The following is a 26,363-nucleotide window of genomic DNA, read 5'->3' as shown; positions in this document are numbered from 1 at the left end:
GCGATGTTCCGGACGACGCACGGCGGGGCGGCGGCCTCGGTGCCGGGCCTGGTGCTTGGCCTGGTGTTGGGCTCGGTGGTCCTGCTCGCGGGGTGCGACGTCGTCGGCACGCCCACCGGGCAGGGCCTGGCGCTGCCCTCCCCGCCGCCCCGGTCGCCCAACCTGCCCCGGCCGACCAGGGAACGGGAGGTCTACGAGGCGCTGCGCACCGGTGACCCCGCCCGTGCGCAGGAGGTCCTCGACCGCGACTGGCAGGACATGACCAGCCCCCGCAACGTCGTGCTCTACCAGGCGGCCATCGCCGTGGCCTCGGGGGACGGCGCGCGGGCGAAGGCGGAGATCCAGAAGGTGCGGCAGCACTACTCGCTGGGCACGGGGAACGCGACCGGCGTGCTCGACTGCAACATCCTGCGGGCACTGGCCGAGCGGCTGTCCGACAAGTCGCTGGACTGCCAGGCCGACCCGCCGCCGCCCTGGCCGGCGGGTGGGCGGCAGGACCCGCGCGCCGCGGCCGTCCCCTCCGGCCCCACCGCGCGCCCCACCAGCCCGCGGCCGACCACGGGCATCCGGCCGACCGGGACGACCAGGACGTCCGCGCCGGGCGGACCGGGCACGCGCGGGACGACGGGGAACACCGCGGGCAAACCGTCCGGGACGACGGGAAGCTGGTGATGCGGGCGCGTCGACTCGCGCCGCGCCCGCGCCCTGGCTCCTCCGCGGGAGCCGGGCCGGGCGGTGACTGGACCGAGCTGGCCAAGCTGGCGGGCGGCGTGCTCGCCAACGCCACCGTGCTGTCCGCGTTGTTGATCTACTTCGGTTGGCAGCGCGCGGACGCGGAGTCCCGCGCGCTCGGCGTCGACGAGAGCCTGCGCGGCCTGTCCAACCAGTACTACCTGCTCAGCAGCGTCGGGCCGTTGTTCCCGGTGCTGGCCGTGCTCGCCCTGCTCGGCCTCGGCTGGCTGTGGGTCGACGGTCGACTGCGCGCCCGCGTCGGCGCGCCAGGACCGGGGCCCCGGGCGAGGCACGCCCTGGCGGTGCTCGCGCTCTCCTGGGCGCTGCTGCCCGCCGTTGTCCTGGCGGTGCGGCCGGCGGCTCCGGTGCTCGCGCGGCTGCTCTTCCCCGTCTCGATCGGGATCGGCGCGCTGGTGTCGTTGTACGCGATCTCGCTGCGCCGGCTGCCCGGGCGGCCGGCCGACGGCTCGTGGCGGTGGCGGCTCGCGAAGGGGTTGGCGGCGACGGTCGTCGCGTTGAGCCTCTTCTGGTCGGCGTCGCGGTACGCCGAGGTGTACGGGCAGTGGCAGGTGGACGGGTTGGAGCGCGGGCTGGCGAGCCGGCCGGCGGTCGTCGTCTACGCCCGCGAACGGCTGCACCTGGACGCGGCGATCGCGCAGGAGACCCGACTCGACCCGGAGAACGCGCGCTACCGGTACCGCTATCGGGGGCTGCGGCTGGTGGAGTACACGGGCAACAAGTTCTTCCTGATCCCCGAAGGCTGGACCAGGGGGCGAGGGTCGGTCGTGGTGTTGCCGGACGACGCGAACACCCGGATGGAGTTCGTGCGCGGGGGCTGATCGGCGGCTCCGCGTCGCGACGCCCACGCCGTGTTCTCGCTGCGTGACGGGCCTTCGCGAGCATTGGTTTCAGGGTTTGGCCGGGCCACGTCTCGGTACGGCCAGAAGACCCCCGCGGATCATGCCCTGCGCCAGCCGTGCTTCGCCAGTTCTTTTCCCGAGTTGTGCACAGGGGCCCGAACTTGTCCACAGGCGACGGTTGTCGGGTTTGCCCGTCTGAGCTGGGCCGATAGGCTGGAGCAGGGCTCGCCCCCCAGGGCGGGAGGGGGCTGTCCGGAGGTGGGGACAGGTCCACGTCGCGGCGAGGCGCACGGCCTCCCGGGAGAGGCCGCGAGGGGCGGCGAGGGGCCCGGAAGGGCGCGTTCGGCGGACCGAGGCGCCCCGTCCGGGCGTTCGCCGTCAGCGGGTCGGGGTGGCCGACCGGAGGAAGGCCGCGATGTCCGCGGACTGCTGGACGCGCGACGGCTCGTGGACGTACATCATGTGGCCGGCCTCGTAGTACCGGAACTCGATGTTGTCCCGCAGCACCGGCGGGATGGCCAGGTTCGCCAGCGTGTGCTCGGCGGCGGTGAACGGCGTGGCGCCGTCGTGGTAGCCGCAGGCCACGTGCACCCGGAGGTGGGGGTTGGTCCGCAGCGCGTTCGCGAGCTTGTCCGCGACGTTGACGTGCGCGCCCTCGAACTCCTTGTAGGACCACGGGTGCACGCGGTCGGTGAGGATCTCGTAGGGCAGGTCGTTGTGGTAGTCGAGCTCGGCGTGCACGTAGTGGTTGAGCGCGGCCGTGTAGGGACCCGTGATCGCCAGGAGCGACGGGTCCTCGGCGAAGCGCTCGCGACCCGCGTCCGGGTCCCAGCCCGTGAACCGGCCGTCGAGCCGACCGACCACCTGACGCCGGTCGCGCAGCACCTCGGTGAAGAACCGGAGGTGCTCCAGCCGGAGGTTGACGCGGTCGACGTAGTCCTCGTCGAGCCCGGTCAGCGACGCGACCCTGCGCGCCACCTCGGCGCGCTCCGCCGCCGACAGCCGCGCGCCGCGGGCGAGCGCCCACGGGTAGTCCCTGGCGGCGAAGTCGGCGGCCTCGGCGAGCACCTCGGACAGCGGCCGGTCGCCGTGCAGGCCGTGGTGGTGCGCGATGGCCGCGTAGGTGGGCAGGAACAACGCGTACGGCAGGTCGTTGCCCTGCGTGAAGCGGATCGTGCCCATGTCGAGCACCGCGGAGATCAGCACCAGGCCGTTGAGGTACATGCCGTAGCGCGTCTGCAGGTGATCGGCCAGGGCGGCGGCGCGCAGCGTGCCGTAGGACTCGCCGGCGAGGAACTTCGGGGACATCCAGCGCCCGTGCCGCGTTGTCCACAGCCGGATGATCTCGCCGACGGACTCCAGGTCGCCCTGGAAGCCGTGGTAGTCCTCGGGCTTCTCGCCCTTCACGGCGCGGGAGTAGCCGGTGGAGACCGGGTCGACGAACACCAGGTCGCTGTGCGCCAGCAGGGTTTCGGGGTTGTCCGCGAGCGCGTACGGCGGGGGCGTCAGGTCGCCGGCGTCGCCCGACACGACCCGGCGCGGGCCGAGCAGGCCGAGGTGCAGCCACACGCTCGACGAGCCGGGGCCGCCGTTGAACGCGAAGGTCACCGGGCGGGTCGCGGGGTCCGCCCCGTCCAGGGTGTAGGCGGTGAGGAAGACCTCCGCCTTCGGCAGGTGGCCGTCGAACTTGCCGTCGTTGTGCACCTCCTTGCGCAGCACGACGCGACCGGTGGTGGCGGTGTAGGCCAGCTCCCGGTCGCCGACGGTCAGCGAGTGCCGGGTGGTGACCAGGTCGTCGGTGGGTTCGACGGGCGCGCCGGCGGAGGTGTCCTCCTGGCCGTTCGGCTGCGACCGCTCCGCGGGGGTGCTCGGACTCGGTTCCGTGGCGTCCTTCGACATGCTGAGTCACCCTAAAGGTGATCACGCCCACGATGGGAGGAGTCCGAGGTGCTCACCGATCCGGCCGATGCTGCCCGGGGCGTGACCGACCTGGCGGATCTGGACGAACTGGTGACCCACTGCCGGGCGTGCCCGCGGTTGGTGGCCTGGCGAGAGGAGGTGGCGCGCACCCGCCGCGCCGCCTTCCGGGACCAGGTGTACTGGGGGCGGCCGGTGCCCGGCTTCGGGCCGCCGGACGCCCGGCTGGCGATCGTCGGGCTGGCGCCGGCGGCGCACGGCGCGAACCGCACCGGGCGCATGTTCACCGGCGACCGCTCCGGCGAGGTGCTCTACGCGGCCCTGCACGCTGTCGGGCTGGCCTCCCGGCCGGTGGCCGTCAGCAGGGACGACGGGCTGGAGCTGCACGGCGTGCGGATCACCGCCCCGGTGCGCTGCGCCCCGCCGGAGAACCGGCCCACGCCGGGGGAGCGGGACACCTGCCGGTCCTGGCTCGCCAGGGAGCTCCAGCTCCTGCGGCCCGCGCTGCGGGCGGTGGTGGTGCTCGGCGGGTTCGGCTGGCAGGCGTTGCTCCCGGTGCTGCGGGAGACGGCCTGGCGGGTGCCGGTCCCGCGGCCGGTGTTCGGCCACGGCGTGGACGTGGTCCTGCCGGCCGTCGACGGGGGACCCGACCTCCACCTGTTCGGCTGCTACCACCCCAGCCAGCAGAACACCTTCACCGGCCGGCTGACCCCGGCGATGGTGGAGGAGGTGCTCCGGAGGGCCGGCGGGACCGCCGGTCTCGCGACCCTCTAGTTGATCAAGAAAATCCGGCCGGCGCACAGCCCGACCGCCCCGCTGAATTGATTTGGGGCCGGAATCGCCGCAGGTCAACGCATACGTAGACGCGCTACTGTGACGTGCGTCTACAACGGACGTCACACCCGTAAGGAGGGTGTCAAGCGACTGGTTGGGGGCGGTGCGACCATTAGGCCATGGCAGCAGGGAAGAGCGGTCCGACACGGATCCTCGTGGCCGGCGGTGGATACGTCGGCCTCTACACCGCGCTGCGGCTGCAGTCGAAGCTCCGGCGCAACGAGGCGTCGATCACCGTCGTCGACCCGCAGCCGCACATGACGTACCAGCCGTTCATTCCGGAGGCGTCGGGCGGTTCCATCGAGCCGCGGCACGTGGTCGTGCCGCTGCGCCGCGTCCTCCGGAAGTGCAACGTCCTCACCGGGCGGATCACCAAGGTGGAGCACGCCCGCAAGGTCGCGCTCATGGAGGCGCCGGACGGGCACGTCGAGGAGATCGAGTACGACCAGCTGGTCGTCGCGCTGGGCTCCGTCGCGCGGACCCTGCCGATCCCCGGGCTGGCCGAGGTCGGCATCGCCGCCAAGACCATCGGTGAGGCGATTTACCTCCGCAACCACGTGCTGTCCCGGCTCGACGCCGCGGCCAGCACCCCGGACCCCGAGCAGCGTCGCCGGATGCTGTCCTTCCTGGTCATCGGCGGCGGCTTCGCCGGCATCGAGATGGTCGGCGAGCTTGAGGACATGGCGCGGTACGCCTGCCGGTACTACGACAACATCAAGCCCGAGGACATGCGGTGGGTGGTCGTGGACGCCGCCAACCGGGTGCTGCCCGAGGTGAGCCCCAAGATGGGCGTCTACACCGTCGAGCGGCTGATGGACCGTGGCATCGAGGTCTACCTGGAGACCCTGGTCAAGAGCGTCGAGGGCGGGCACGTCGTGCTCAGCGACGGCACCGAGTTCGACACCGACACGGTGATCTGGACCGCGGGTGTGAAGGCCAACCCCGTGCTGGCCGAGACCGACCTGCCGCTCGACCCGCGCGGCCGGCTGCGGTGCACCGCCTCGCTCCAGGTCGAGGGCACCTCGGACGCCTGGGGCGCCGGTGACTGCACCGCCGTGCCGGACCTGTCCCGGATCGAGGAGGACCCGCAGGCCACCTGCAGCCCGTCGGCGCAGCACGCCGTGCGGCAGTCCAAGGTGCTGGCGAACAACATCGTCGCCAGCCTGCGCGGCCGCAAGGTCAGGGACTACTACCACAAGTACCTGGGCTCGGTGGCCAGTCTCGGCCTGTACAAGGGTGTCGCGGACGTCGCCGGCATCAAGCTCAAGGGTTACCCCGCCTGGGCGATGCACCGGGCCTACCACGTGAGCAAGATGCCGACCTTCAACCGGAAGTTCCGCATCATCATGGACTGGACGATGGCCCTGCTGTTCCGGCGCGAGGTGATCTCGTTGGGGCAGATCAACGAGCCGAAGGCGGAGTTCGAGCGGGTCGCCAAGGGCTGACCGCGCGCTCCGGGCCGGCCGTGGGGCCGGGGGGAGTCCGCCGGATGGAGTCGATCGTCGCCCGGAGTCGCGTAGGCTCCGGGCGACGTCGTGTTCGGTGGTGGCCTCGTACGCCAATCGTTGGCGGAGGTTGCTCTCCTCAGGTGACAAAATCACCGAACCGACTTGACTTTGCGTTAGGTGAAACCGAGACTACCCGAGGTGTATCACCTGAAAGTGTGAACACCGTGTGGGGAGAGGTGACCGCCATGTCGCTGCAGGAGTTGGCGGCGCGGGTCCGCCGGGGTGAGGTCGAGGACGGCGTGTTGGCCGAGTACGCCTCCGAGTACGCCAGGGCCCACAAGATCTACGCTCGGAAGAAGGACGACTGACGTGCGCGGCGCCGGGCGGGACGGGCAGGACAATCCCCTCCCGCCCGGGCCCCTCGTGGACCACGCGTTACCGGACCGGCCCCCGCTCGCGGCCACCCGGACCCCGACCGCCCCGTTGACTCCGCAGGCTCCGGCTCCCCTCGCCCCGGCCGCGCAACCCCCGGCCGCACACCACGCGGCCGCGCAGCCCCCGGCCACGCGCCCTCCGGCGCCCCAGTCGCTGATCTCGCGGTCCCGGATCACCGATCGACCGGCGCCCCTGCTGCTCCAGGGGCAGGACTACTTCTTCCGCGCTCCCGCCACCTGCCTGGACTTCCAGGAGCGGGTGCACGGCGGCGACCTGGTCGCCGACCCCGGCGGGGAGCCCGTGCCCTGCGTGCTGGTGTTGGCCCGCGCGGCCGACATGGAGATGAACGAGCTGTCGCTCGCGCTGGCCGAGCACGGCGTCCGGATGGCCCGGATCGACGTCGACCGCTGCCTCGACCTCGCGCTCACCGTCCACGTCGACACCCCGATCATCGAGCTCGACCGCTGGCTGCTGCGCCCGGTCCTGGTGTGGCGACGGCACTTCGACCTCACCGCGCTGCCCGTCGACCCCCGCACAGTCGCCGGCGCCTACGCGCGCACCCAGTGGCAGGCGCTGGCCGACTGGCTGGCCACCCGCGCCGACTGGTCCCACGTCAACCCGGCCCGGCACACCGCGCACCTGGACCGGCTCACCCAGCTCACCGACGCCGCCGCGTTCGGCCTGCGGGTGCCGCGCACGGCCGTCACCACCTGGCCGGGCCGCAACCGCCCGGGCGGCGGCCCCTGTGTGGTCAAGAGCACCGGGCACCACCTGCTGGAGCCGCGCCCCGGCGCGTTGCACGGGCTGTTCCCGCGCCCGCTCGACGTCAACCGGGCGGGCGAGACCCCCGAGCCCGCGCCGGTCATCGTCCAGCAGTACCTCGACGCCGACCACGAGCTCCGCGTGTTCGTCGTCGGTGAGCGCCTGATCACCTACCGCGTGCGCAAGGACGATCCCGCCCAGCTGTGGGTCGATCCGGAGGCCGTCACGGTGGACCGTGCGCACCTTCCCCTCGCGTTGGGTGAAAGACTGCTCGCGCTGACCCGACACTGGCGGCTCCAGGTTGCCGCCTTCGATCTGCTCGCGGTCGAGGGCGAGCACGTCTTCCTTGAGGTGAACGTGAACTGCGACTGGCGCTGGTTCGAGCATCGAGCCGGAACCACCGAGGTGTCCGATGCCGTGCACGCGTGGGTGGCCGCGCGCTTCGAGGAGCTGCGGTATGCGGGTCAAGGTCGCTGAGTACGCGGCCCTGTTCTACGAGCGCGGGCGCCTGGTCTGGGATGACTACCTCCACCACCGGCAGTTCGAGCTGACCGAGGTCGCCGAGCGGGTGTGCCGGGCCTTCGCCGAGTTCGCCGACCCGGACGAGGTCTGCGCCGAGCTGGCGCCTGAGGACGCCGCCGCGGTGCGCAAGGTCGTCGACGAGCTGGTCGAGGCCAGGGTGCTCGTGGTCGAGGGGTCCGCCGAGCACGGCGAGGAACAGGCGTTGCTGGCGGCATGGGCCAGTTGGGGCTCCTCCGCCCGGCACTTCCACTTCGCGACCAGGACGCTGGGCGACACCCGCTACGCGAGCTGGACCGAGCAGGACGCGGAGCTGGACGACAAGCTCGCCACGAACCCGCCGCCACCGCCGTTCAAGCGCGTCGGCACCGGTCCGGTGGAGCTGCCGAAGGGCAACGGCCTGCCGGACTGGGCCAACCGCCCGTTGCTGCAGGTGCTGTTGGAGCGGCGCACCACCCGGCGGTTCGGCGAGCAGCCGCTCGACCTGGCCGAGCTGGGGCACCTGCTGCGGATCGTCGGCGGCCCGCTGCCGGTCAAGGGCGCGATCGGCCGCTCCGGCACCGTGTTGAAGACGAGCCCGTCCGGCGGCGGCCGCCACCCCGTCGAGCTGTACCTGCACGCGCAGCGCGTCGAGGGCCTGGAACCGGGCTGGTACCACTACGACGCCGCGCGGCACGTGCTGGAGCCGCTGGGAACCACGTGGACCCCGGAGCAGGTCGCGACCTCGGCCGGCGACCAGGAGTGGGTCGGCGAGGCGGCGGCCGCGATCTACTACACGGCCGTGCTGGGGCGCACGCGGTGGAAGTACGACACGGCGCGCGCCTACCGCGTGGTGCAGATGGACGTCGGGCACCTCTCGCAGACCGCGTACCTCGTGGCAACGGCCATGGGGCTGCGGGTGGGTTTCACCGCCGCGCTGCGGGACGAGCTGGTGGAGGAGGTCCTGGGCTGCGACCCCCACCACGAGATCGTGCTCGGGGTCACCGCGCTGGGGCGTCCCCGCCGGCGGCGCTGACGCGGGGCGGGGGGACGCCGGGACAGGAGTCGCGGAGGCCGGAGCGAGGTCCGGTCGAGGGTGTCGAACGGGTGCCGACGCGCGTCGGCACCCGTTGCTCCATGCGGCCGAGTCAACACGGTTGGTCACTGGGCCGGGCGGGGGAGTTGTGGTCAAGTCCGTTCGCAAGCGCGGCGAAAGGCCCTAGGCTCCTCCTGCCCCCGTAGCCCAATCGGTAGAGGCAGGCCCCTTAAAAGGGTTCCAGTGTCGGTTCGAATCCGATCGGGGGCACTCTCCGTAACCAAACCCGATCGGCCTCTCACCTGGAAAAACAGGCGAGAGGCTGATCTTGTCTGGGGAAGTTACCCCAAGTGGGGTCGGTCGCTGCGCCGAACGCGGTCAGGTTCGGGGCCGGAAACATCACGCAGCGTGGAGGAAAGCGAGTGTCGCCCGGTGGCGGCCCACCGCGACCGGTGCCGTCCCGATTGCGCCGGGCCGGAGAGGCTGGGGTGGCCGACCGGCGAGCAGGAGAAGTAGTTGATTCGTCAATTCGTTTTCCTGCGATTCTCGGCGTGTTGTCCACAGGTACTCGAATTGTCCACAGTGGAGCCCGAGTGGCTTCGGCCGCGGGCGCCGAGCCGATAGGCTGGAGCAGGGCTCGCCCCCCAGGGTGGGTGGGGGCTGTCCGGAGGGCTGAGCGGGCGGGAGAGCGCTTTTCCGGGGCGCGGCCATAGGCGAACAAGGGCAAGCGGTTTCGTGCGCTCAGATCGCCGTGTGTGGCGACTTCTGCCCCGCCCGTGGGTCTCCCGAAGCGGAAGGGGTGCGCCAGCGGCCGCTGACGCACCCCCGGTCGGTCCCGCGCGGACCTCAGACGCTCTTGGCGAGCTCCGTCTCCTCGGCCGTCGCGACGTCCCGCACCGCGCCGCGGTCCTGCGGCGACGGACGGCCCACCCCGCGCAGGGCGAGCAGGCTGGTCAGCAGGCCGGAGAACAACGACACCACGCCCACGCCGATCGCGGTGGCCGAGGGCATCACGATGCGGATGATCGTCTGCGGCTCCAGGTCGGCGAAGCCGCGCGAACCCCACCAGGACACCGCGCCGACCGTGCCGACCAGGCCGGCCGCGATCAGCGCGAGCCCCGCGCCGAGCATGACCTCGAACCGCATCAACGACAGCCAGAGCGGGCTGTTGTCGTCGCGGAGGATGCCCGAGCTGCGTCCGTAGATCTTCGCGCAGGCGCCGAACAACAACAGCTGCACCGCGACCAGAACCAGCAGGCTGGCGTACACCAGCGCGGCGATGTCGAACCGCACCCCGGCGACGGTGACCGGACCCCTGGTCAACGCCACGGTGCCGACCAGGCCGAGCACCAGCAAAATCGTGCCGGGCGCGATCAGGGTCTTGCCCGGGGCGAACATGAGCAGGAAGCGCAGGTGCCGCCAGCCGTCCCGCCAGGTCCGCAGGTGCGGTGGCCGGGACCGGCCGTCCGGCTGCAGCGTGGTCGGCACCTCGACGATGTCGTAGCCGGCCAGCGCGGCCCGCACGACCAGCTCCGAGGCGAACTCCATGCCCGGCATGCACAGCCCCAGCGCGAGGACGCGCTCCCGGTTGAAGCCCCGGATGCCGCAGTGGAAGTCGCGGACGCTCCTGAGTCCGAACAACACCCGGCCGAGCCAGCTCAGCACGGGGTTGCCGAGGTAGCGGTGCAGCGGCGGCATGGCGCCGGGCGCGATGCCGCCCCGGAACCGGTTGCCCATCACCACGTCGTGGCCCTTGCGCAGGCCCTCGACGAACGGCCCGAGGTTGCTCAGGTCGTAGGAGTCGTCCGCGTCGGCCATGATCACGTACCGGCCGCGTGCCGCCTTGATGCCGGCCAGCAGGGCGCCGCCGTAGCCCTTGATCGGGGCGTGCACCACCCGCGCGCCGTGTTCCTCGGCGATGCGCTGGGAGCCGTCGGTGCTGCCGTTGTCGGACACCAGCACCTCACCGGCCACGCCCAGTTCCTCCAGGCTGCGGCGCGCCTTGGTGACGCACACGGCGAGTGTCTCCGCCTCGTTCAGACAGGGCAGGAGCACGGTCACTTCGAGCTTGTCGTTCACGAGGTCTCCACGTCGACCTTGTTCGGAGCGGCCCGGTCGGAGCCGCTGTCCTCGTCCGTCGGGGAAGGGACCCGCTCCGCGGAACGGGAGCCGGCGGTGATCAGGCGGTGCGCGGCGAGCGCCCCGCCGACCGCCATCAGCACGACCGAGGGCGCACCGTAGCGGACCTCGTACATCGACGTGGCCACGGACGCGGCCATCATCGCGAGGCCGGTGCCGACGAGCACGAAGCCGTCCAGGCCGTCGCGCCACCCCGGCCGGCGGGGGCGGAACACCAGCGCCGCCACGGCCAGCAGGACGGACAGGCCGAGCGCGAGGTGCGGGGTCTGCACGCGCTGCGAGTAGACGTGCAACGCCCTCCGCAGCGCGCTGGGCTGGTCGGCCGCGGGGTCGGCGTGGGCCGAGCCGAACGAGTCGGGCTGGGCCAGGAACGGCTTGCAGCGGGCCAGGTCAGGGCCCTCGTCGCGCACGTCCACCGGCATGACCCACCAGCCGAACAGGCACGAGTGCGCCGGACCGACCTCCTGGCCGGGCAGCAGGTAGCGGGCGGTGTCCCGCAGCACCAGCCAGGCGTAGTCCCCCGGCTGCTGGCGGATGACCTCCTTGGCGAAGCCGCCGATGAAGTCGTCGGCCGAGAGCGGGTAGCTGGCCAGGTTCTGGTCGAAGGTCAGGTACCAGTCACCCCGTTCGGGGCGCTGGTCCAGCGGCTGGCTCGGGCACAGCTTGCGCTGGTCCGGGGTGAGCTCCAGCCGGTCGCAGTCCGCGATCTTCGCGGTGCGGGAGTAGAGGTACCGGCCCTGCAGCGGGCTGAAGGTCGCCTTGCCCGTCTCCTGCCTCGTCCACTCCAGGTAGCCGCCGACCAGCACGGCGACCGTGAGTGCGAACGCGCCGCACTGCTTCCACCCCGCGCGGCGGACCAGCAGGACGAGCAGGAGGATGCCGGCCACCCCCAGCCCGACCGAGCGGGTGAGCACCGCCGCCGACATCAGCACGCCGGCCACCAGGCAGGCGAGCACGCCCGGCCGCTCCCGCCACAGCAGGAGCAGCGCGGCACTGGTGAGCAGCACGATGAACAGGACGTCCGACATCACGTAGTGCTCGAGCACCACCTGGTGCGAGTCGAGCAGCACGGGCGCCGTCCCGAGCGCCGCCAACCAGGCCCGCACCCCTCTGCGCCGGAGGAAGGCGTAGATCGCGACGCCCAGCCCGAGCCCCGCCAGGTGCTGGAGCACCGAGACGGTGGCCAGCGAGTCGGTCGGGCTGAGCAGCCGCAGCAGCGCGGGGTAGCCGATGCCGTTCACGCCCGACGCCGGCCGGAGGTTGCCGCTGGCGTCGAGGTAGCGCCCGCTGTCGGTGAGGAACCAGAAGGCCGGCCAGTAGGAGCACATGGTCAGCACCCGAACCGCGAGCCCGGCGGCGAACAGGACACCGAACAGCCAGTGCCGGGAGGCGAGGGCGCGGAGCCGCCGACGGGAGGACGGTCTGTCGGGCGTCGGCAACGGTGACCTCTCGGGTGCGGCTGGCGAGGGAACGGGAAGATCGACTTGTGACATGCCCTGGGCTTCTCCGGACGGGGCGGAAGCGGCGAACCGGGACGAAAGGATACACCGCTAACGCGAATGGCTGATCGATGTCCGTTCCATGAACACCTGGGGCCATTTGCTGACGCTATGTCACCGCTCGCGCGTCGGGCAGGACCGCCTCTCTCGTTCCGCTTCGAAGTGCTTGCACCGGAACGGACTTTCGGTTTGTTTATGTCGACAACATTACTCCGTTCGTGGTGTTTGTCTCTCGCGTCTTTGTTGTTACGGGAAAATGACTTTCTTGTGGCATGTGCGTGGACGTCCGTGGTTGCGGGTGTGCCTTGGGGGCGCTGTCAGGGCTGGCAGGCTGGGTGGAAGGTGCGGTACACGACAGGGAATGGAGGCTTCGGGCGGTGGAGGTAGCGGTTTGGTGGTTAACTCACGGCCGCGCTGAGGGTGTGAACGACCGCCGCACGTGCCGATCGTCGTTGTCGCGGTAACGTGGAGGCGCCTCCTGGAATCTTCGTCGTCCGCTTTCCTGCCTCCGGAAGAGGCGGCGCGAGGAACGCGCGGAGAGGAATGGCGTGGGATGGGTAGCTCGCCATCCAGCGCGCCAAGCGGGCTGTAGCTGACCCAACGCGCTTCGTGGTCTTGGTCACGGGTGCCGAGGTCAGGTGGCTTCGATGTGAAGTAAAGATCAAACTCGGGCCGGTTCGCGAGGGGCAGTTCCCGTCCTCTCGTGGTGTCCGTATCTCCTGGCAGGAGCCGTCAGGTGGAGTCGACGGAGACCGTGCCAGCGTTCGAACGAAGCACGATCCGGTTGTCCGCGCCGGGAGAGTGGCTCGCCGCCACCCTGGCCGTGCCGACTCTGGTTCTGGCGTCGACGGCATACGACGTGTTCCCGGGAACCCGCACGTCGATCGCGCCGACCTCGGTCCGAACCTCAGCCAGTGTTGGTGGTCGGTCGAAGCCGAGCTTCACGGCACCCGCGTGGGCGGTCACGGAGACGTTGCGGCTCCCCAGGTCGACGGCGTGCACGCGCCCGGCTCCGGTGTTGACTCGGAGGTCACCGTGGAGGCCCCGCACCGTCACCGAACCCGCGCCGGAGTCCACCTCAAGCGCCGTGTCCCGGGGGAGCCGGAGCTGGTAGGCGACCTCGCAGACCCGGTCGTCGGTCGCGGCGCCGCACCCGTGGTTCTCCAGTCGCAGGGTCGTGCCGTCGACTGTGCGGGAAGTGGGCGGTGGATCGCCGCTGTGCCGAATCCGCTCCCGCACCCGGACTGGCCCGTCTCCCACGTCCACGTCGATGGACGCGGCCTGCGTGCGGAGCGCCACGGTCAGGATTCGTTCTCCGTACTCGTGGGTCTCGTCCGTCTGCCGGTCGCCGTCAGCGTCGCCGCCGCCGTTGGTGTTGATCGCCGGAGACGTGCCACTCCGAGGATGACCAGCCTGCCGAGCCTCCCAGCAGCCGGCGAGTACGCCTCCAAGAGCCATCACCGCCAGGACGATCACAATGCGTCGCATCACCATGGTGGTCCCCTTCCCCTGGTTCCGGTCGCGGAACTTCGTCGCGGTTCACGCTAGGCAGCGGGAACTCCGGGCACGAGGGTGCGCGGCACAGTCCTGACCTGAGGAAAACCACGCCCGGGAGGGGAAGGGAAACCGCACCTTCGGGGGTGTCGACCAGCTTCCGCCGGTCCCGCGCTCTCGGGCGGGGCGGCGAAAGTGGTGGGCGGCCCAGGAGATGCGCGAAGGCGTGGTCAGAACTCGAGAACCGTGCCGTCGTCCAGGATCTCGACACCAGCGGCGGCGACCTCGGCTCGCTGCGGGGAGGCTGCGTCGAGCAACGGGTTGGTGTTGTTCAGATGGGTGTAGATCCGGCGGGACCCGCTCAACCCGCGCAGCCGGTGCAGAGTGCCGTCTGGCCCACCAACGGGCAGGTGGCCCATTGCGCGCTGCGCCTGGTCGCCTACTCGCGCGCCGGTCGCGCCGGACATCTCCTCCGGTCCGAAGAACGTGCCGTCCAGGAGCACGCAGTCGACCGCCGGCAGCAGGTCGTCGAACGCGACGGGCCACTCCGCCAGACACGGCGCGTAGAGCAGAGCCCCGCCCGTCCGGGGGTCGACGACGCGGTAGGCCACCACCCAAGAACCGTCTACTGTGGACTCTCTCGCGTACTTGGGGCGTTTGCTGCCCACGGAGAACGCGGTGACCCGGAGTCCGCCGTCCAGCTCGAACCCGACGTCCGGCTCCACCAGAGACCACCGCACGCCGTTGTAGTGCTGGAGCACACCACCGAAGCTGCCGCGCACCGAGTCCAGAACCGGGGCGGTGCCGTGGATTCGAAGGTCGATGCCCTCGCGCAGCATCACCACGCCCAGCGCGTGATCCAGCTCCGCGTCAGTCAGCAAAACGCCCCGCAGCGGCGTTTCGCGCGGCCCGGGACCCGCGGTGAGTTCGGGCGCGGCCAGGATCTGCGCCCGCAGATCCGGAGATGCGTTGAGCAGCCACCAACTCCGCCCGTCGCCGCTGACCGCCACGCTGTCCTGCGTGCGGGTGGGAACCCCGGGTTTGCCCGCGCGCACGCACAACGCGCAGGCGCAGTTCCACTGGGGAAAGCCGCCTCCAGCCGCGGTTCCGAGCAACCGGACTCTCATGACGCGCCCCCGTTTCGGGCGGCGGGCATCCGTCGGGGGACGCTCGGCGGCGGCACGAGGGCGGTCTGCTCGGAAAGCACCCGGTCCACCACCTCCCGGTGCGGAGACAGCGAACAGACGGGGTCGGTGTTGGCGGCGTCCCCGGTGAGCAGGAACGCCTGACAGCGGCAGCCACCGAGATCGACGTCCCGGAAGGCGCAGCTCCGACACGGCTCGCGCATCCAGCCCGTGCCCCGGTAGGCGTTGAAGGACGAGGAGTCGTACCAGATGTCGGCGAGGGTCCTCGTGCGCACGTTCTCCAGCGCCAGGCCCTCGATGGACCCGGCGGCGGGGCACGGGAGCACGTCGCCGTTCGGCGCGACCGTGAGTTGACGGCTTCCCCAGCCGTTCATGCAGGGTTTGGGCCGGCGCTCGTGGTAGTCGGAGTACACGTACGCGATCTCCATCTGGCCGGCCAACCGCTCCGTCGCGGCCCGCACGACGACGTCGGCGGCGCGGAGTTGCGCGGCCGTGGGCAACAACGCCGCCCGGTTGCGCAACGCCCACCCGTAGAACTGGGTGTTCGCCAGCTCCAGGCGGTCAGCGCCCATCCGCTCCGCGAGATCCACGATCGCGCCGACGTGGTCCAGGTTTCCCCGGTGGAGCACGGCGTTCACCGTCAGCGGCAGACCGAGGCGCCGCACCACGGCCGCCGCGGCCACCTTGCGCTCGTGCGCCCTGACGCCCGCGATCACGTCGGCCAGTCGAGCGTCAGCGTCCTGAATGGACAGTTGCACGTGGTCGAGCCCCGCGGCCACCAGCTCGGTGGCGGTGGCGTCGGTCAGCGACAGCCCGGACGTGACGAGGTTGACGTAGCAGCCCAGCGCGTGGGCGTGCTCGACCAGAGCGGGCAGATCGCGGCGGGACATGGGTTCGCCGCCGGAGAGGTGGACCTGGAGGACACCGAGCTGTCGGGCCTGGTCGAGGACCGAACGCCACTGACCGGTGTCCAGCTCGTCGGCCGCCGGCACGAGCTGGACGGGATTCGAGCAGTAGGCGCAGTGCAGCGGACAGCGGTGGGTCAGCTCGGCGAGAAGCCCGAGTGGGGGGTTGACGGAGGGACGGGGCTCACTCATCGCCGCGCACCGCCTCCCCGGGCTCGGTGTTCTCCACGATCTCCACGAGGCGCCGGCGGACCAGGCGGCGCAGGAGTTCCGAGACCTGGGCGGCGTCGACGCCGTCGAAGTCCTCGGCGAGCGAGGCCACGATCGTCGCGACGTCCGCGCCGCCGTCGCACCGGCCGAGCACCGCCGCGGCCGTCTCGTTCGGCAGCAGCACGCCCTCCGGGTACAGCAGCACGTAGCTGTCGCGGGTCGGGTCGAAGCTGAGCCGCACACCTCGGCGCAGCCGGGGAACGGCGGTGCCCGGCAACGCGGCCGCGGCGGGGGAGGAGTCGGGCGTCGTCATGGCGCGATCTGGTGGCACGCGTAGTCGATGCTGTCGAGGATGGCGCGCAGCACGTCGCACTTGAACGCGAGCGCGGCCACCGCCGCTTCCTGCTGCTCCCTGGTGCCGCAGTGCTGCACCACGATGTCCACTGTGGACCGTCCCTCGCCGGCGACCACCGCCAACCGCGAGGTGAAGTAGGCGAACCCCTCCTCGCCGATCCACGGGTAGTGCTCGCGCATGTCGGCGAGCCGGCGGCGCATCAGCCCCGGCGAGAACATCTCGGTCAGCCCCGAGGCCACGCCCTCCTGCCAGGAGCGGGCGCGGGCGAAGTTCACGTAGGCGTCGACCGCGAACCGGACGCCGGGCAGCACGTGCCGCTCGTCCAGCACCTCAGCGCGGTCCAGCCCGACCGCCTCGGCCAGCCGCAGCCAGTTCCGCGCGCCGCCGTCGCCGGCGTCGCGTCCGTCGTGGTACACGATGCGGTCCAGCCAGTGCCGGCGCACCTCCGGCAGCGGGCAGTTCGCGATGATCGCCGCGTCCTTCTGCGGCAGGCACCGCTGGTAGTACCAGCGGTTGGCGGCCCACAGCTGCAGCTCGGGCTTGGTCAACCGGCCCTCGTGCAGCCGGAGGTGGAACGGATGGCGGTCCCAGTACCGGTCGGACAGGTCCCGCAGCGCGGCGACGAAGTCCGCCGCCGGCATCGGGCCGGTCGGCGTGTCCGGGTCGGTCGGTGCGCTTCCCATGCCGAAGACCTCGGTCCCCCCTGCCGTGCCGGTGAGGCGCAGTCCCCCGTGTTCACTTCTTCGGATGACGGGCGCTCGTGGGCGTGACGCCACCGGCGCGGCGGTCTCGGCCCGCCCGGCGACCGGGCGAACACCGCGCAGGTTCACGGCGCGGTGTTCGCCCGGTCGTGGGACGGACCTGACGGAATCAGAACAGTCGGGGCGCGGACCGCGTGGGCCAGCGCCTCGCCGGGATCGGACGGCCACGCGCTCTCACCGGCTCAGCTCTGTGGACCAGCCGGCGACGCCGTGCCCTCTCGGACGCCGATGCGGTGAGTGGCGCGGCCCCGGGCGGTGTCAGCCGCGGGCCACGTAGGCGGTGACCTCGGCGGCGGTGTCGAAGTCGGTGAAGTCGGGGCGCACCCAGTGGCGACGGGAGTCCGTCGTGGTGTGCCGCTCGGTGTCGGTGGCACCGGCCCCACGGGTGTTCGTGGTCGTGGACATCGGCCTCACTCCCTCGTGGTCGGCGACCGGCCGGGCCGGTCGCGGGGCGGCCCCAACGTAATTCGGGGTGGTGGAAAGAGAACAGCGCTACAGGGGTGAACCTCTACTCCGATTCGGGTGAGGAGGTGGTGACGGGGCGTGCCGATCACGGGTGGTGAGGGCGAAACGGACGCGGCCGTTCGCGCCGTCGACTGCGTCGTTCGGGTCGCGCCCGGTGACGGGTACGGGTCAACATGCCGGTGGGACGCGGTCGGTGGACGCCGGCGCGGTCGGCGGACGGGTGTCCCGGCGCCAGTGGCGGCACCGCACTGTCCACATCGGACATAACCGGACAATCGTCGCTGGTGGGACACGGTTGACATCGGGGAGGGCCACACGTTGTAGCGATTGAGCTCACCGGGTGGTCGTCCGATACCGCTGGGAGGCGTCGTCGCGTGTGTCGGGACCACCGGCGGCGGGGTGACGTCCCCCCCGGTCAGCACACCTGGAGGTTAAGTGAGCATCAGACGCAGCGTCGTCGGTGTCGCCCTGGCCCTGCTGCCCTGCGCGGTGGCCCTGTGCGCCGCCCCCGCCGCCACCGCTGCGCCGCCCCCGCCCGCGGGGCGGAACGAGGAGCGCACCCTCGCCGGCGGCCTCGTCGTGCCGTGGGGCATCGCGTTCCTCCCCGACGGGACCGCCCTGGTCACCGAGCGGGGCACCGGGCGCGTGCTCCGGGTCTCCGGCAGTGGGACGACGGAGGCGCAGAAGATCCAGGACGCCGTCGCCTACGGCACGGACGGCGGGTTGCTCGGCATCGCGGTGTCGCCGGACTACGCGAGCGACGGCTGGGTCTTCGTCTACTACACCACCAACGAGGACAACCGGATCGCCCGGTTCCGGCTCGGGGAGCAGCCGGAACCCGTCGTCACCGGGATCTCGCGACACCTCTACCGCAACGGCGGCCAGCTCGCCTTCGGCCCGGACGGGATGCTCTACGCCGGGGTCGGGGACGCCTACGGCTACCAGGTCGCGCAGGACAGGAACTCGTTGAACGGGAAGATCCTGCGGATGACCAAGGACGGGCAGCCGGCGCCGGGCAACCCGTTCCCGGGGTCGCTGGTCTACTCCCTCGGCCACCGCAACGTGCAGGGGCTCACCTGGGACCGGGAGGGGAACCTGTACGCCGGGGACATCGGCGAGTCCAACTGGGACGAGGTCAACCGCATCCAGGCCGGCGGGAACTACGGCTGGCCGGTGTGCGAGGGCTACTGCGAGAACGGCGAGGGCCACCTCGACCCGGTGATCGTCATGCGACCGGAGGAGGGAGTCCCCTCCGGGCTCGCCTACCGCGACGGCTACCTCTACATCTCCACGCTGCGCGGGGAGAGCCTGATGCAGGCGCCGATCGCGCCCGGGGACGAGCGGACCAGCGCATATCACATGATGACCGCGCGCAACGGTCGCCTGCGGGCCGCGGCGGTCGCCCCGGACGGCACGCTGTGGGTCACCACGTCCAACCGGGACAACCGGAGCTCCACGCTGGCCGACGACGACGACCGCGTGATCAGCATGGACGTGCTGCGCGGCTGACGCCGCCCGGCCCGTCCGGTGGTGACGTCCGACCCCTGGGGCGTGGCCGACGGCCTTCCCGGTCCGGCTGGGGCGCCGGTCCCGGCGAGGAGCCCGCTCGGCCGCGCCCCCGGTGGCCCCGGCCGCCACCGATCCCGGCCCGCGCCGCCCGTTGTCCGCCGTTCGCCGTTCGATGCCCGCCGTTCGGCGACTCGCCGCGACCACCGCGCGCTTTCCCCGGTTCGAGGTATGCGCTCACCGGCCGGAACTGTCAGCCCCGCCTGCCATGCTGAAGTCAGGGGGGTCCCCCTACTTCAGGCCTGTAGTCGCGCGCGAGACCTGTCCGGCGGTGTCCGACCCCGACGCGGGGCTTCGATCGCCCCGCGAGGCCGGCCGACAACGCCTCAGGTCGTGGGTTCGGCCACCACGATCCGGTTCTCGTCGTAGCCGAGGTCTCCGCCGACCCAACGCCCGCCGCAGGTCACGAGGACGAGCCGGTGCGCGCCCTCCTGCCCGAACAGCGCGTTGGCCCGCGCGGGCAGGTCGTCCTTGTCGACGGTGTGCACCTCGGTCACCCGGTAGCGCCAGGCCGTGCCCGCCGCGTCGGCCACGCTGACCTCCTGCCCCCGCTGGGTCCGCCACAGCTCGGCGAACGGCCCAGTGGCGCCGCGCCAGTTGACGTGGCCGGCGAGGACGGTCGCGCCGGCCGCCGCGCGGAGCCCGGCGCCCCACCAGGTGGCGTCGCCGACGCCCTCGGGCACCGGGAGGACGCCGTCGCGGCCGACCTCCTTGCGCACGAGGCGGGCTGTGCCCCCGGCGGGCAGGCGCACGGTGCCCGGTCGCTGGCCGGCCGCCGGGCGTGGCGGCGACGGCTCCGGCTCGGCCGCAGCCTGGCCCTCCGCCGGCTCGGCGGCCGGCGGCTCCTGCCCGGGCGCCCCGCCACCGGGGACGCCCCAGTGGCGGTCCCGGCCCTCGTCGTCCCGCAGGCTGTGGGCCGGCGGAGCCGGCGGCGGGTCCCCGGCGGTTGGAGTGCCCGGCACCAGGTCCGGCGGTGCCGCCCAGAGCGCCACCGCCAGCACCGCCACCGTCAACAGGGCGAGCCCGGCCGGGCGGGGGGCGAACCCCCACCCGACCGGGCCGCGGTGCGCTCCGCGTGTACCCGACGTTCGTCTGCGCCCCGGCATGGTCAGCGCCTCCTGGTCACCGCCCGCCGGACCGACGGGTGACGAGCCGTCGCCAGCAGAGCGCCCCACCCAGCCCCGCGCCGAGCAGCGTGAGCGCGCCCAGCCCGAGGATGCCGGCCGGGGTGAGCACGGTCATCGTCGACGCGACGCCGGTAGCCGGTTCGGAGCCGGCGGGGATCGTGACGGGAACCACGGGCTTCGGCGCCGGGTTGGGCTTGTTGACCAGCGTCAGCGCCAGCGTGCTGCCCGGGGTGAGGGAGCCGCAGACGGTGGGCGGGTTCTTGGCGTCGAAGCCCTTGTCGTACCCGGGAGCGGCCTCGGTCTCGATGAGGCAGACCTCCTGGGGGGTCTTGAGGTCGGGCACCGCGGCCTTCCCGTCCTGCCCGGTGCGGACCACCAGCGGCTTACCGTCCTGCCCGGTCAGCTTGCCGTCGTCCTGCTTGAGGGCGGGGCTGGTCCTGTCCGCGGCGGTCACCCGCAGCGAGACGCCGGCGATCGCGGCGCCGGTCGACGCGTCGACCTTGGACACCGTGACCTGGCTGGGGGCGTTGCGGGCCGGGACGGTCCCCTCCTTGTTCAGGGGGGTCTCGCCGCCGGTGGTGATGACCTGCTGGACCCCGGCCTTGCCGGGCTTCAGCAGCACGGGCTGCGCGCTCGGCGCGCGCACCGAGGCCGCGAGCTTCGGGGTGAAGCCCGTCGGGGTGACGTCGACGGCCAGCGGAGCGCCGTCGGCGGGCGTCTTGGCCGAGCCGCCGGCGGCGTCCCCGCCGAGCGTGCCCTCGGTCGCCGTGAGCTGCACCGGCACGCCGCCCACCGGCTTGCCGGTGGCCGAGACGACCTGGACGGTCCACTTGTCCGCCTTGCCCACGGTCTGCGCCTGCTTCGGCGGGGTGAGCGTGAGCTGCCACGGCCCGCGGTGCGCCTCGGCGTCGGCCTCCAGCCGGCCCACCGCCTCCTTGGCCTTCGGCTGCTTCTTGCCGAGTTCGTCGAGGTGGGACTGGACGTTGTACCCGATGGTCTCGAAGCCGTTGCCCGGGTCCAGCCGCTTGGGGTCGGTGGTGCCCGCGGTCCACGAGTGCAGCAGGTGGGCCAGCGCCGCGGCCTCGTCGGCCGAGGTGGTGTTCTGGTAACGCAGCAGCAGGTAGGACACCTTCGCCGCGACCTCGGGCGCCAGTGGCTCACCCCACTTAGTGGTGAGGGGGCCACCCGGTTGGAAGTCGACGTCGTCGGTGGGCTCGTGCAGGGCGAACTGCACGCACCACACCTGCTGGTTGCGCCACGTGTACGAGCCGAGCCAGTCGGTGGTCTTGTCGGTGGGGCGGTTCTTGTACGGCTGGCCCGCCACGGCGTGGCCCAGCCGCTCGCCGGCCGCGGTCGCGGTGCCCGGCAGCGCGGCGGTGGCCGCCGCCGCGAGCAACGTGGACCCGGCCAGCCAGGAGAGCAGCTTCCGCAGCCCCTGCATGTGTTCCCCGCTTCCCGAATCGAGTCCGTGCGGTGGGCGGTCGGGCCGGTGGTGTGCCGCCCGAAGGGGAGCGGGTTCTGCCGGCGTCCCCCGATGACGATCGACCGCGCCGGTCCACAAGGCTTTCCCTTGATCACGGTGAGTCACAAGCCGCCAGTGGGAGGACGCGTGGTGGCACGCTGCGCGGTGATCTTCACCGGACCCGTGTGGCGGTTCACCGGAGTGGATCAGCGGTGGGGCCGTTCGGGGAGTCGGGCGATCACTGTGGGTGTCGTGACGGACATATCCCCGGAAAGCCCGCGTCGGAGGGGCCGGGGCCCGAGTAAAGTCGCCTTTACCGTCCGGGGAACCGGCCGGCGGCAGCCGCCGTTGAACCCTTGACGGCGTGACCACGCTCCAGGAGGACTTCAGGTGCGCACGACGAGCAACCCTGCGTTCCGCAACCTGCCGACGGGTGGCGGGTACGCGACTTTCGACCAGTACCCGGCCGGCGGCTACGGCTACCCGGCCGCCGGCGCGCCCACGACCGCCGAGCGGCCGATGACCATCGACGACGTGGTCACCAAGACAGCGATCACCGCGGGGTCGGCGCTGGCCGCCGGCGTCCTCACCGCGTGGAGCGGGCTCTACGTCCTGGCGCTGCCCGCCGCGATCATCGGCCTGGTGCTCTCCCTGATCGTCATCTTCCGGCAGAGCGCCAACCCCGGCCTCGTGCTGGGCTACTCGGTGGCCGAGGGTGTGTTCCTGGGCGCGCTGACCGGCGTGCTCGACAAGGTCTACCCCGGCATCGGCTTCCAGGCCATCGTGGGCACCGCGGGCGTGTTCGCCGGCATGCTGCTCGTCTACAAGACGGGCGCCATCCGGGTCACCCCGCGCCTGACCCGGTGGATCGTCGGCGCCACGATCGGCGTGGGCGTGCTGATGCTGGCCAACCTGGTGGTGAGCTTCTTCCACACCGGCGGCCTCGGCCTGCGGGACGGCTCGCCGCTCGCGATCGGCTTCAGCCTGCTGTGCATCGGCATCGCGGCGTTCAGCTTCCTGCTCGACTTCGACGCCGCCGACGAGGCCATTCGCTCCGGCACCCCGGCCAAGTACGCCTGGTACATCGCCTTCGGCCTGATGACCACGCTGGTCTGGCTGTACCTGGAGATCCTGCGGCTGCTGCAGTACTTCCGCGAGGACTGATCGGACGGTCAGACCCACGAGGGCCCCGGCGCGCGCCGGGGCCCTCGGTCTTTCCGGGCCCGTTCACGCCCCGCTCGCCCGGACGCCGACGCCCGCTCGTCGGCCCTCCGCGTGGAGGAGCGACGAGCGGGCGTCGGGCGGAACCGCGCCCCGGCGACCGGGGGCGGCGGGGCTCAGCTCAGCCGCTCGATGACCATGGCCATGCCCTGGCCACCGCCCACGCACATCGTCTCCAGGCCGAACCGCTTGTCGTGGAACTGGAGCGAGTTGACGAGCGTCGTGGTGATCCGGGCGCCGGTCATGCCGAACGGGTGGCCCACCGCGATCGCGCCGCCGTTGACGTTGAGCTTCTCCAGCGGGATGCCCAGGTCCTGGTAGGACGGGATGACCTGCGCGGCGAACGCCTCGTTGATCTCGACCAGGTCGATGTCGTCGATGGTCATGCCGGCGTTGGCCAGCGCCCGGCGCGACGCCTCGACCGGGCCGAGGCCCATGATCTCCGGCGACAGGGCGGACACGCCGGTGGACACGATCCGCGCCAGCGGGGTGACGCCCAGCGCGCGGGCCCGCTCGTCGCTCATGATCACCAGGGCGGCGGCGCCGTCGTTGAGCGGACAGCAGTTGCCGGCGGTCACCCGCCCGTCGGGCCGGAACACCGGCTTGAGCCCGGACACCTTCTCGTAGGTGGTGCCGGCCCTGGGGCCGTCGTCGGCGCTGACCACCCGGCCGTCCGGCAGGGTCACCGGGGTGATCTCCCTGGCCCAGAAGCCGTTCGCGATGGCCTTCTCGGCGAGGTTCTGCGACCGCACGCCGAACTCGTCCATCTCCTGGCGGCTGACGCCCTTGAGCAGCGCCAGGTTCTCGGCCGTCTGGCCCATCGCGAGGTAGATGTCCGGCAGCTCGCCGGCCGCCCGCGGGTCGCGCCACTCCTGGGCGCCCTCCTCGGCCACCCGGGCGTTGCGCCGCTCCGCGTCGGCGAACAGCGGGTTGCGCGTGTCCGGCCAGCTGTCGGAGTTGCCCTTCGCGTACCGCGACACGGTCTCCACGCCGGCGCTGACGAACACGTCGCCCTCGCCCGCCTTGATCGCGTGGAAGGCCATCCGGGTGGTCTGGAGGCTGGACGCGCAGTACCGGGTCACCGTGCACCCGGGCAGGTGGTCGTAGCCGAGCAGCACCGAGACGACCCGGCCCATGTTGAAGCCCTGCTCGCCGCCGGGCAGGCCGCACCCCAGCATCAGGTCGTCGATCTCGGTGGGATCGAGCTGCGGGACCTTGTCCAGCGCGGCCCGCACGACCTGCGCGGTCAGGTCGTCCGGGCGGATGTCGACCAACGAGCCCTTGCCGGCACGTCCGATGGGCGAGCGTGCCGCGGCGACGATCACGGCCTCAGGCATTACGGAACTCCTTTGTCCGGGTTTGCCGTGAGAGTAGTGTCACGCGTCCCGGCCGCCGGTGCGACGAAGGCCACTCGCGCCGAGCCGTCCAGTTCGCGCCCACCCGGGGCGTGCTCGCCCGGCTCGCGCCGGCTCGTTCAGCGCTCGCTCATTCCGCCGCCACCCCTTCCGCCGGGCGCGCGGCCTCGGCGCGGCGCAGCGCCCGGTTGAGCCGGGAGACGATCCGCGCGGTCGGCCGGCGGGCCTCGGCGGTGGCCGAGCGGGCCGGGGCGGCGGGCACCGGCCCGGACCAGACCGCGGCGGCCACGCACAGCGCGGGCAGCAGCACCTCGCGGGCCGCGGCGTACCCGGCGGCGGAGGGGTGGAACTGGTCGGTGCTGAACAGCTCGGCCGGGCGGGTCAGGAACTCCGGCGACAGCAGGTCGGCCAGCGGCACCGGCTGCCCGCCGGCCGCCGCCACCGTCCGGCGCTGCGCCCGGGCCAGGGCCAGGCTCCAGGTCCGCGCGACCGAGCGCAGCGGCTGCGGGATGGGGCGGATGGCGCCCAGGTCCGGGCAGGTCCCGACGACCACGGACACGCCGGCGGCCCGCAGCCGGGCCACCTGCTCGCCCAGCAGCTCCGCCGAGGTGCGCACTGACAACTGGGTCGTGACGTCGTTCGCGCCGATGATGACCAGCGCCAGGTCGGGTGGCTCGACCAGCGCGGCGTCGACCTGGCCGGGCAGCTCCCTGGTGGTCGCGCCGCTGATCGCGTGCGTGACCAGCCGCACCGGCCGCTCCGCCTCCGCGGCGAGGCCGAGGGCCAGCAGCACGCCGGGCAGCTCCTCGGGGGCGTCCACCCCGACGCCGGCCGCGGAGGAGTCGCCGAGCACGGCGAAGGTCAGCGGCGTCCCGGCCGCCGCGGCGTTGTCGGCGTTGTCGGTGTCGTCGGGGGCGAACGGCCCCGACCCGTCGGGCAGGTAGACGCCGTCCGCGCGCAGCGGCGGCGTCTCCGGAACCCCGATGACCCGCCGCGCGCGACGCGACTGCTCCGTCAGCAGGCCGTAGGCCGCTCCGGACAAACCACCGAGCGCGCCGGTCGCGAACGCCACCGTGCGCAGCATGCGAATCCCGGTCACCGCGACCCCCTTCCCGGTTCACCCGTTCACGAGGGCGGTCGGGGCCGCCAGCTACGCGAACCGCCAGGAACAACACCGGCGCTGAGGGAAATTAACGCACATGGCTGACAGCGCCCCCGGCCACGTCCCCACGGCCGCCGGGCTCACTCCACCCGCTCGGTGGCGGGGTCGGGACGTTCGCCGAGGAACTCGATCCACGCCGTCTTCGCGCACGGGTAGTGCTTGGCCGCCTCGACCAGGTCCATGAAGCCGACGATCATGCGCTCGAACCAGTTCTGCAGCCGCGGGTCGGCGATCCAGCCGTTGTCGGTGAACGCCTGGTGGGCCTGGGCCAGGCTGAACATCTCCGGGTACACGCGCGCGCCCAGGTGCTCCAGGGGCACGCGCAGCGCCCAGAGCCCGCGGTTGCCGCCGGCCATCGACGGTGAGGCGGACATCAGCAGCCCGTGCCGCTCGTTCAGCGGCTGGGGCTGGAACCGGGAGACCCAGTCGATCGCGTTCTTCAGCCCGCCGGGCACGGAGAAGTTGTACTCGGGGGAGCTGATCACGAAGGCGTCGTTGGCCTCCAGCCGCCGCCGGAACTCCGCGGCCCCCTCGGGGAAGCCGTCCAGCTCCTGCACGTCCTGGTCGTAGGAGGGGGCGTCGAAGTCGCGCAGCGCGGCGAAGTCCACCCGACCGCCCAGGGCCTCGATGACGGTGGCGGCGAGCCGGGCCAACCGGTGGTTGAGCGAGCCGGCGCGCAGGGATGCGGCGAAGACCAGGAAACGGAGCCGACGACGGTCGTCCGTTGCCATGCGACCTCCCCGCGGGGGCCCGGTGCCCGTGTGAACGGGGACAGGCTAGGCAAGCGGGGGATGGCCCGCCTGTCGGCGCGCGCGGCGACCGTGGGCGTCCTCGCCGCCCGCCGTGCCCGCACCGGGTGGCGCCGGCCATTCGTCCAGGTGATGTTGCGGTGGTTCGCCTCGACGCACGTCCGCGTCGGGTTTTTGATCCCGCACGGGATCCAGAGAACTGGTCCAGAAATCCGAAAGACATTCG

23 protein-coding genes and 1 tRNA gene are annotated in these 26,363 nt (G+C 72.3%); 10 read left to right on the top strand and 14 right to left on the bottom strand.

The window, feature by feature from the left end; translation table 11 throughout:
* Nucleotides 1-3: 3 nt before the first annotated feature.
* Both BUE43_RS33710 and BUE43_RS26210 read left to right on the top strand, forming a co-directional pair.
* On the top strand, nucleotides 4-672 hold the full coding sequence (locus BUE43_RS33710) for a hypothetical protein (RefSeq protein ID WP_073488264.1): 669 nt from the start codon (nucleotides 4-6) through the stop codon (nucleotides 670-672).
* The gene (locus tag BUE43_RS26210) at nucleotides 672-1,571 is read left to right on the top strand and encodes a hypothetical protein (protein WP_083960175.1); all 900 of its coding nucleotides are present in this window, start codon (nucleotides 672-674) and stop codon (nucleotides 1,569-1,571) included. The genes BUE43_RS33710 and BUE43_RS26210 overlap by 1 nt, the downstream gene beginning before the upstream one ends.
* Before the next feature lie 399 nt (nucleotides 1,572-1,970).
* Here the strand turns inward: BUE43_RS26210 and BUE43_RS26205 are convergent, their stop codons facing one another.
* The gene (locus BUE43_RS26205) at nucleotides 1,971-3,491 is read right to left on the bottom strand and encodes a S10 family peptidase (RefSeq protein ID WP_073488258.1); all 1,521 of its coding nucleotides are present in this window, start codon (nucleotides 3,489-3,491) and stop codon (nucleotides 1,971-1,973) included.
* Between the two features lie 48 nt (nucleotides 3,492-3,539).
* Here BUE43_RS26205 and BUE43_RS26200 point away from each other — a divergent pair, with 48 nt between their 5' ends.
* From BUE43_RS26200 to BUE43_RS26180, 6 genes are all read left to right on the top strand, one after another.
* The gene (locus tag BUE43_RS26200) at nucleotides 3,540-4,283 is read left to right on the top strand and encodes a uracil-DNA glycosylase (protein ID WP_073488254.1); all 744 of its coding nucleotides are present in this window, start codon (nucleotides 3,540-3,542) and stop codon (nucleotides 4,281-4,283) included.
* A gap of 179 nt (nucleotides 4,284-4,462) precedes the next feature.
* Nucleotides 4,463-5,788: an NAD(P)/FAD-dependent oxidoreductase gene (locus BUE43_RS26195; protein ID WP_073488252.1), complete on the top strand. Its 1,326-nt coding sequence runs from the start codon at nucleotides 4,463-4,465 to the stop codon at nucleotides 5,786-5,788.
* Between the two features lie 248 nt (nucleotides 5,789-6,036).
* Nucleotides 6,037-6,159 (top strand): hypothetical protein, encoded by a 123-nt coding sequence (locus BUE43_RS35675; protein WP_268844447.1) that lies wholly within the window; start codon nucleotides 6,037-6,039, stop codon nucleotides 6,157-6,159.
* A gap of 1 nt (nucleotide 6,160) precedes the next feature.
* Nucleotides 6,161-7,465, top strand: a complete 1,305-nt coding sequence (locus tag BUE43_RS26190) for an ATP-grasp domain-containing protein (protein ID WP_234995935.1) — start codon at nucleotides 6,161-6,163, stop codon at nucleotides 7,463-7,465.
* Nucleotides 7,446-8,522 carry a SagB/ThcOx family dehydrogenase gene (locus BUE43_RS26185; protein WP_073488249.1) on the top strand — a complete coding sequence of 359 codons (1,077 nt, stop codon included), beginning with the start codon at nucleotides 7,446-7,448 and terminating at the stop codon, nucleotides 8,520-8,522. The genes BUE43_RS26190 and BUE43_RS26185 overlap by 20 nt, the downstream gene beginning before the upstream one ends.
* A gap of 196 nt (nucleotides 8,523-8,718) precedes the next feature.
* Nucleotides 8,719-8,792 (top strand) — tRNA-Leu (locus BUE43_RS26180).
* A gap of 576 nt (nucleotides 8,793-9,368) precedes the next feature.
* On the opposite strand, the gene BUE43_RS26175 is transcribed toward BUE43_RS26180, so the two are convergent.
* The 8 genes from BUE43_RS26175 to pqqA all read right to left on the bottom strand — a co-directional run bounded on the left by BUE43_RS26175 (nucleotide 9,369) and on the right by pqqA (nucleotide 17,435).
* Nucleotides 9,369-10,601: a glycosyltransferase family 2 protein gene (locus BUE43_RS26175; protein WP_083960174.1), complete on the bottom strand. Its 1,233-nt coding sequence runs from the start codon at nucleotides 10,599-10,601 to the stop codon at nucleotides 9,369-9,371.
* Nucleotides 10,598-12,100: a phospholipid carrier-dependent glycosyltransferase gene (locus BUE43_RS26170; RefSeq protein WP_073488245.1), complete on the bottom strand. Its 1,503-nt coding sequence runs from the start codon at nucleotides 12,098-12,100 to the stop codon at nucleotides 10,598-10,600. Before BUE43_RS26170 ends, BUE43_RS26175 begins: the two co-directional genes overlap by 4 nt.
* A gap of 792 nt (nucleotides 12,101-12,892) precedes the next feature.
* Nucleotides 12,893-13,648, bottom strand: coding sequence for a DUF4097 family beta strand repeat-containing protein (locus tag BUE43_RS26165; protein ID WP_143174395.1), 756 nt, complete (start codon nucleotides 13,646-13,648; stop codon nucleotides 12,893-12,895).
* Nucleotides 13,649-13,884: 236 nt separating this feature from the next.
* Complete coding sequence (gene pqqB, locus BUE43_RS26160) at nucleotides 13,885-14,781, bottom strand: pyrroloquinoline quinone biosynthesis protein PqqB (RefSeq protein ID WP_073488239.1); 897 nt, start codon at nucleotides 14,779-14,781, stop codon at nucleotides 13,885-13,887.
* On the bottom strand, nucleotides 14,778-15,896 hold the full coding sequence (pqqE, locus tag BUE43_RS26155) for a pyrroloquinoline quinone biosynthesis protein PqqE (RefSeq protein ID WP_073488236.1): 1,119 nt from the start codon (nucleotides 15,894-15,896) through the stop codon (nucleotides 14,778-14,780). Before pqqE ends, pqqB begins: the two co-directional genes overlap by 4 nt.
* A complete protein-coding gene (gene pqqD, locus BUE43_RS26150; protein WP_073488232.1) occupies nucleotides 15,889-16,227 on the bottom strand; it encodes a pyrroloquinoline quinone biosynthesis peptide chaperone PqqD in 339 nt (112 codons plus the stop codon). The genes pqqE and pqqD overlap by 8 nt, the downstream gene beginning before the upstream one ends.
* Complete coding sequence (pqqC, locus tag BUE43_RS26145) at nucleotides 16,224-16,952, bottom strand: pyrroloquinoline-quinone synthase PqqC (protein ID WP_073488229.1); 729 nt, start codon at nucleotides 16,950-16,952, stop codon at nucleotides 16,224-16,226. Before pqqC ends, pqqD begins: the two co-directional genes overlap by 4 nt.
* Before the next feature lie 336 nt (nucleotides 16,953-17,288).
* Entirely contained in the window at nucleotides 17,289-17,435 is a 147-nt protein-coding gene (gene pqqA, locus BUE43_RS26140) for a pyrroloquinoline quinone precursor peptide PqqA (RefSeq protein ID WP_073488226.1), read from the bottom strand.
* A gap of 495 nt (nucleotides 17,436-17,930) precedes the next feature.
* Here pqqA and BUE43_RS26135 point away from each other — a divergent pair, with 495 nt between their 5' ends.
* The gene (locus BUE43_RS26135; protein ID WP_083960173.1) at nucleotides 17,931-19,004 is read left to right on the top strand and encodes a PQQ-dependent sugar dehydrogenase; all 1,074 of its coding nucleotides are present in this window, start codon (nucleotides 17,931-17,933) and stop codon (nucleotides 19,002-19,004) included.
* Between the two features lie 383 nt (nucleotides 19,005-19,387).
* Here the strand turns inward: BUE43_RS26135 and BUE43_RS26130 are convergent, their stop codons facing one another.
* A complete protein-coding gene (locus BUE43_RS26130; RefSeq protein ID WP_234995934.1) occupies nucleotides 19,388-20,068 on the bottom strand; it encodes a class F sortase in 681 nt (226 codons plus the stop codon).
* 115 nt (nucleotides 20,069-20,183) lie between these two features.
* On the bottom strand, nucleotides 20,184-21,629 hold the full coding sequence (locus tag BUE43_RS26125) for a SpaA isopeptide-forming pilin-related protein (RefSeq protein ID WP_073488223.1): 1,446 nt from the start codon (nucleotides 21,627-21,629) through the stop codon (nucleotides 20,184-20,186).
* Nucleotides 21,630-22,040: 411 nt separating this feature from the next.
* Between BUE43_RS26125 and BUE43_RS26120 the strand changes: the two genes are divergently transcribed.
* Nucleotides 22,041-22,814, top strand: coding sequence for a Bax inhibitor-1/YccA family protein (locus BUE43_RS26120; protein WP_073488221.1), 774 nt, complete (start codon nucleotides 22,041-22,043; stop codon nucleotides 22,812-22,814).
* Between the two features lie 173 nt (nucleotides 22,815-22,987).
* On the opposite strand, the gene BUE43_RS26115 is transcribed toward BUE43_RS26120, so the two are convergent.
* The 3 genes from BUE43_RS26115 to BUE43_RS26105 form a co-directional block, all read right to left on the bottom strand.
* Nucleotides 22,988-24,208, bottom strand: coding sequence for an acetyl-CoA C-acetyltransferase (locus tag BUE43_RS26115; RefSeq protein ID WP_073488218.1), 1,221 nt, complete (start codon nucleotides 24,206-24,208; stop codon nucleotides 22,988-22,990).
* 148 nt (nucleotides 24,209-24,356) lie between these two features.
* Nucleotides 24,357-25,325: an SGNH/GDSL hydrolase family protein gene (locus BUE43_RS26110; protein ID WP_234995933.1), complete on the bottom strand. Its 969-nt coding sequence runs from the start codon at nucleotides 25,323-25,325 to the stop codon at nucleotides 24,357-24,359.
* Between the two features lie 143 nt (nucleotides 25,326-25,468).
* Nucleotides 25,469-26,119 carry an NADPH-dependent FMN reductase gene (locus BUE43_RS26105; RefSeq protein ID WP_073488211.1) on the bottom strand — a complete coding sequence of 217 codons (651 nt, stop codon included), beginning with the start codon at nucleotides 26,117-26,119 and terminating at the stop codon, nucleotides 25,469-25,471.
* Nucleotides 26,120-26,363: the final 244 nt, after the last annotated feature.

The sequence above is a fragment of the Streptoalloteichus hindustanus genome (assembly GCF_900129375.1).
Taxonomy (GTDB): Bacteria; Actinomycetota; Actinomycetes; order Mycobacteriales; family Pseudonocardiaceae; genus Streptoalloteichus; species Streptoalloteichus hindustanus.
This window is presented reverse-complemented; position numbering and strand designations above follow the sequence as displayed.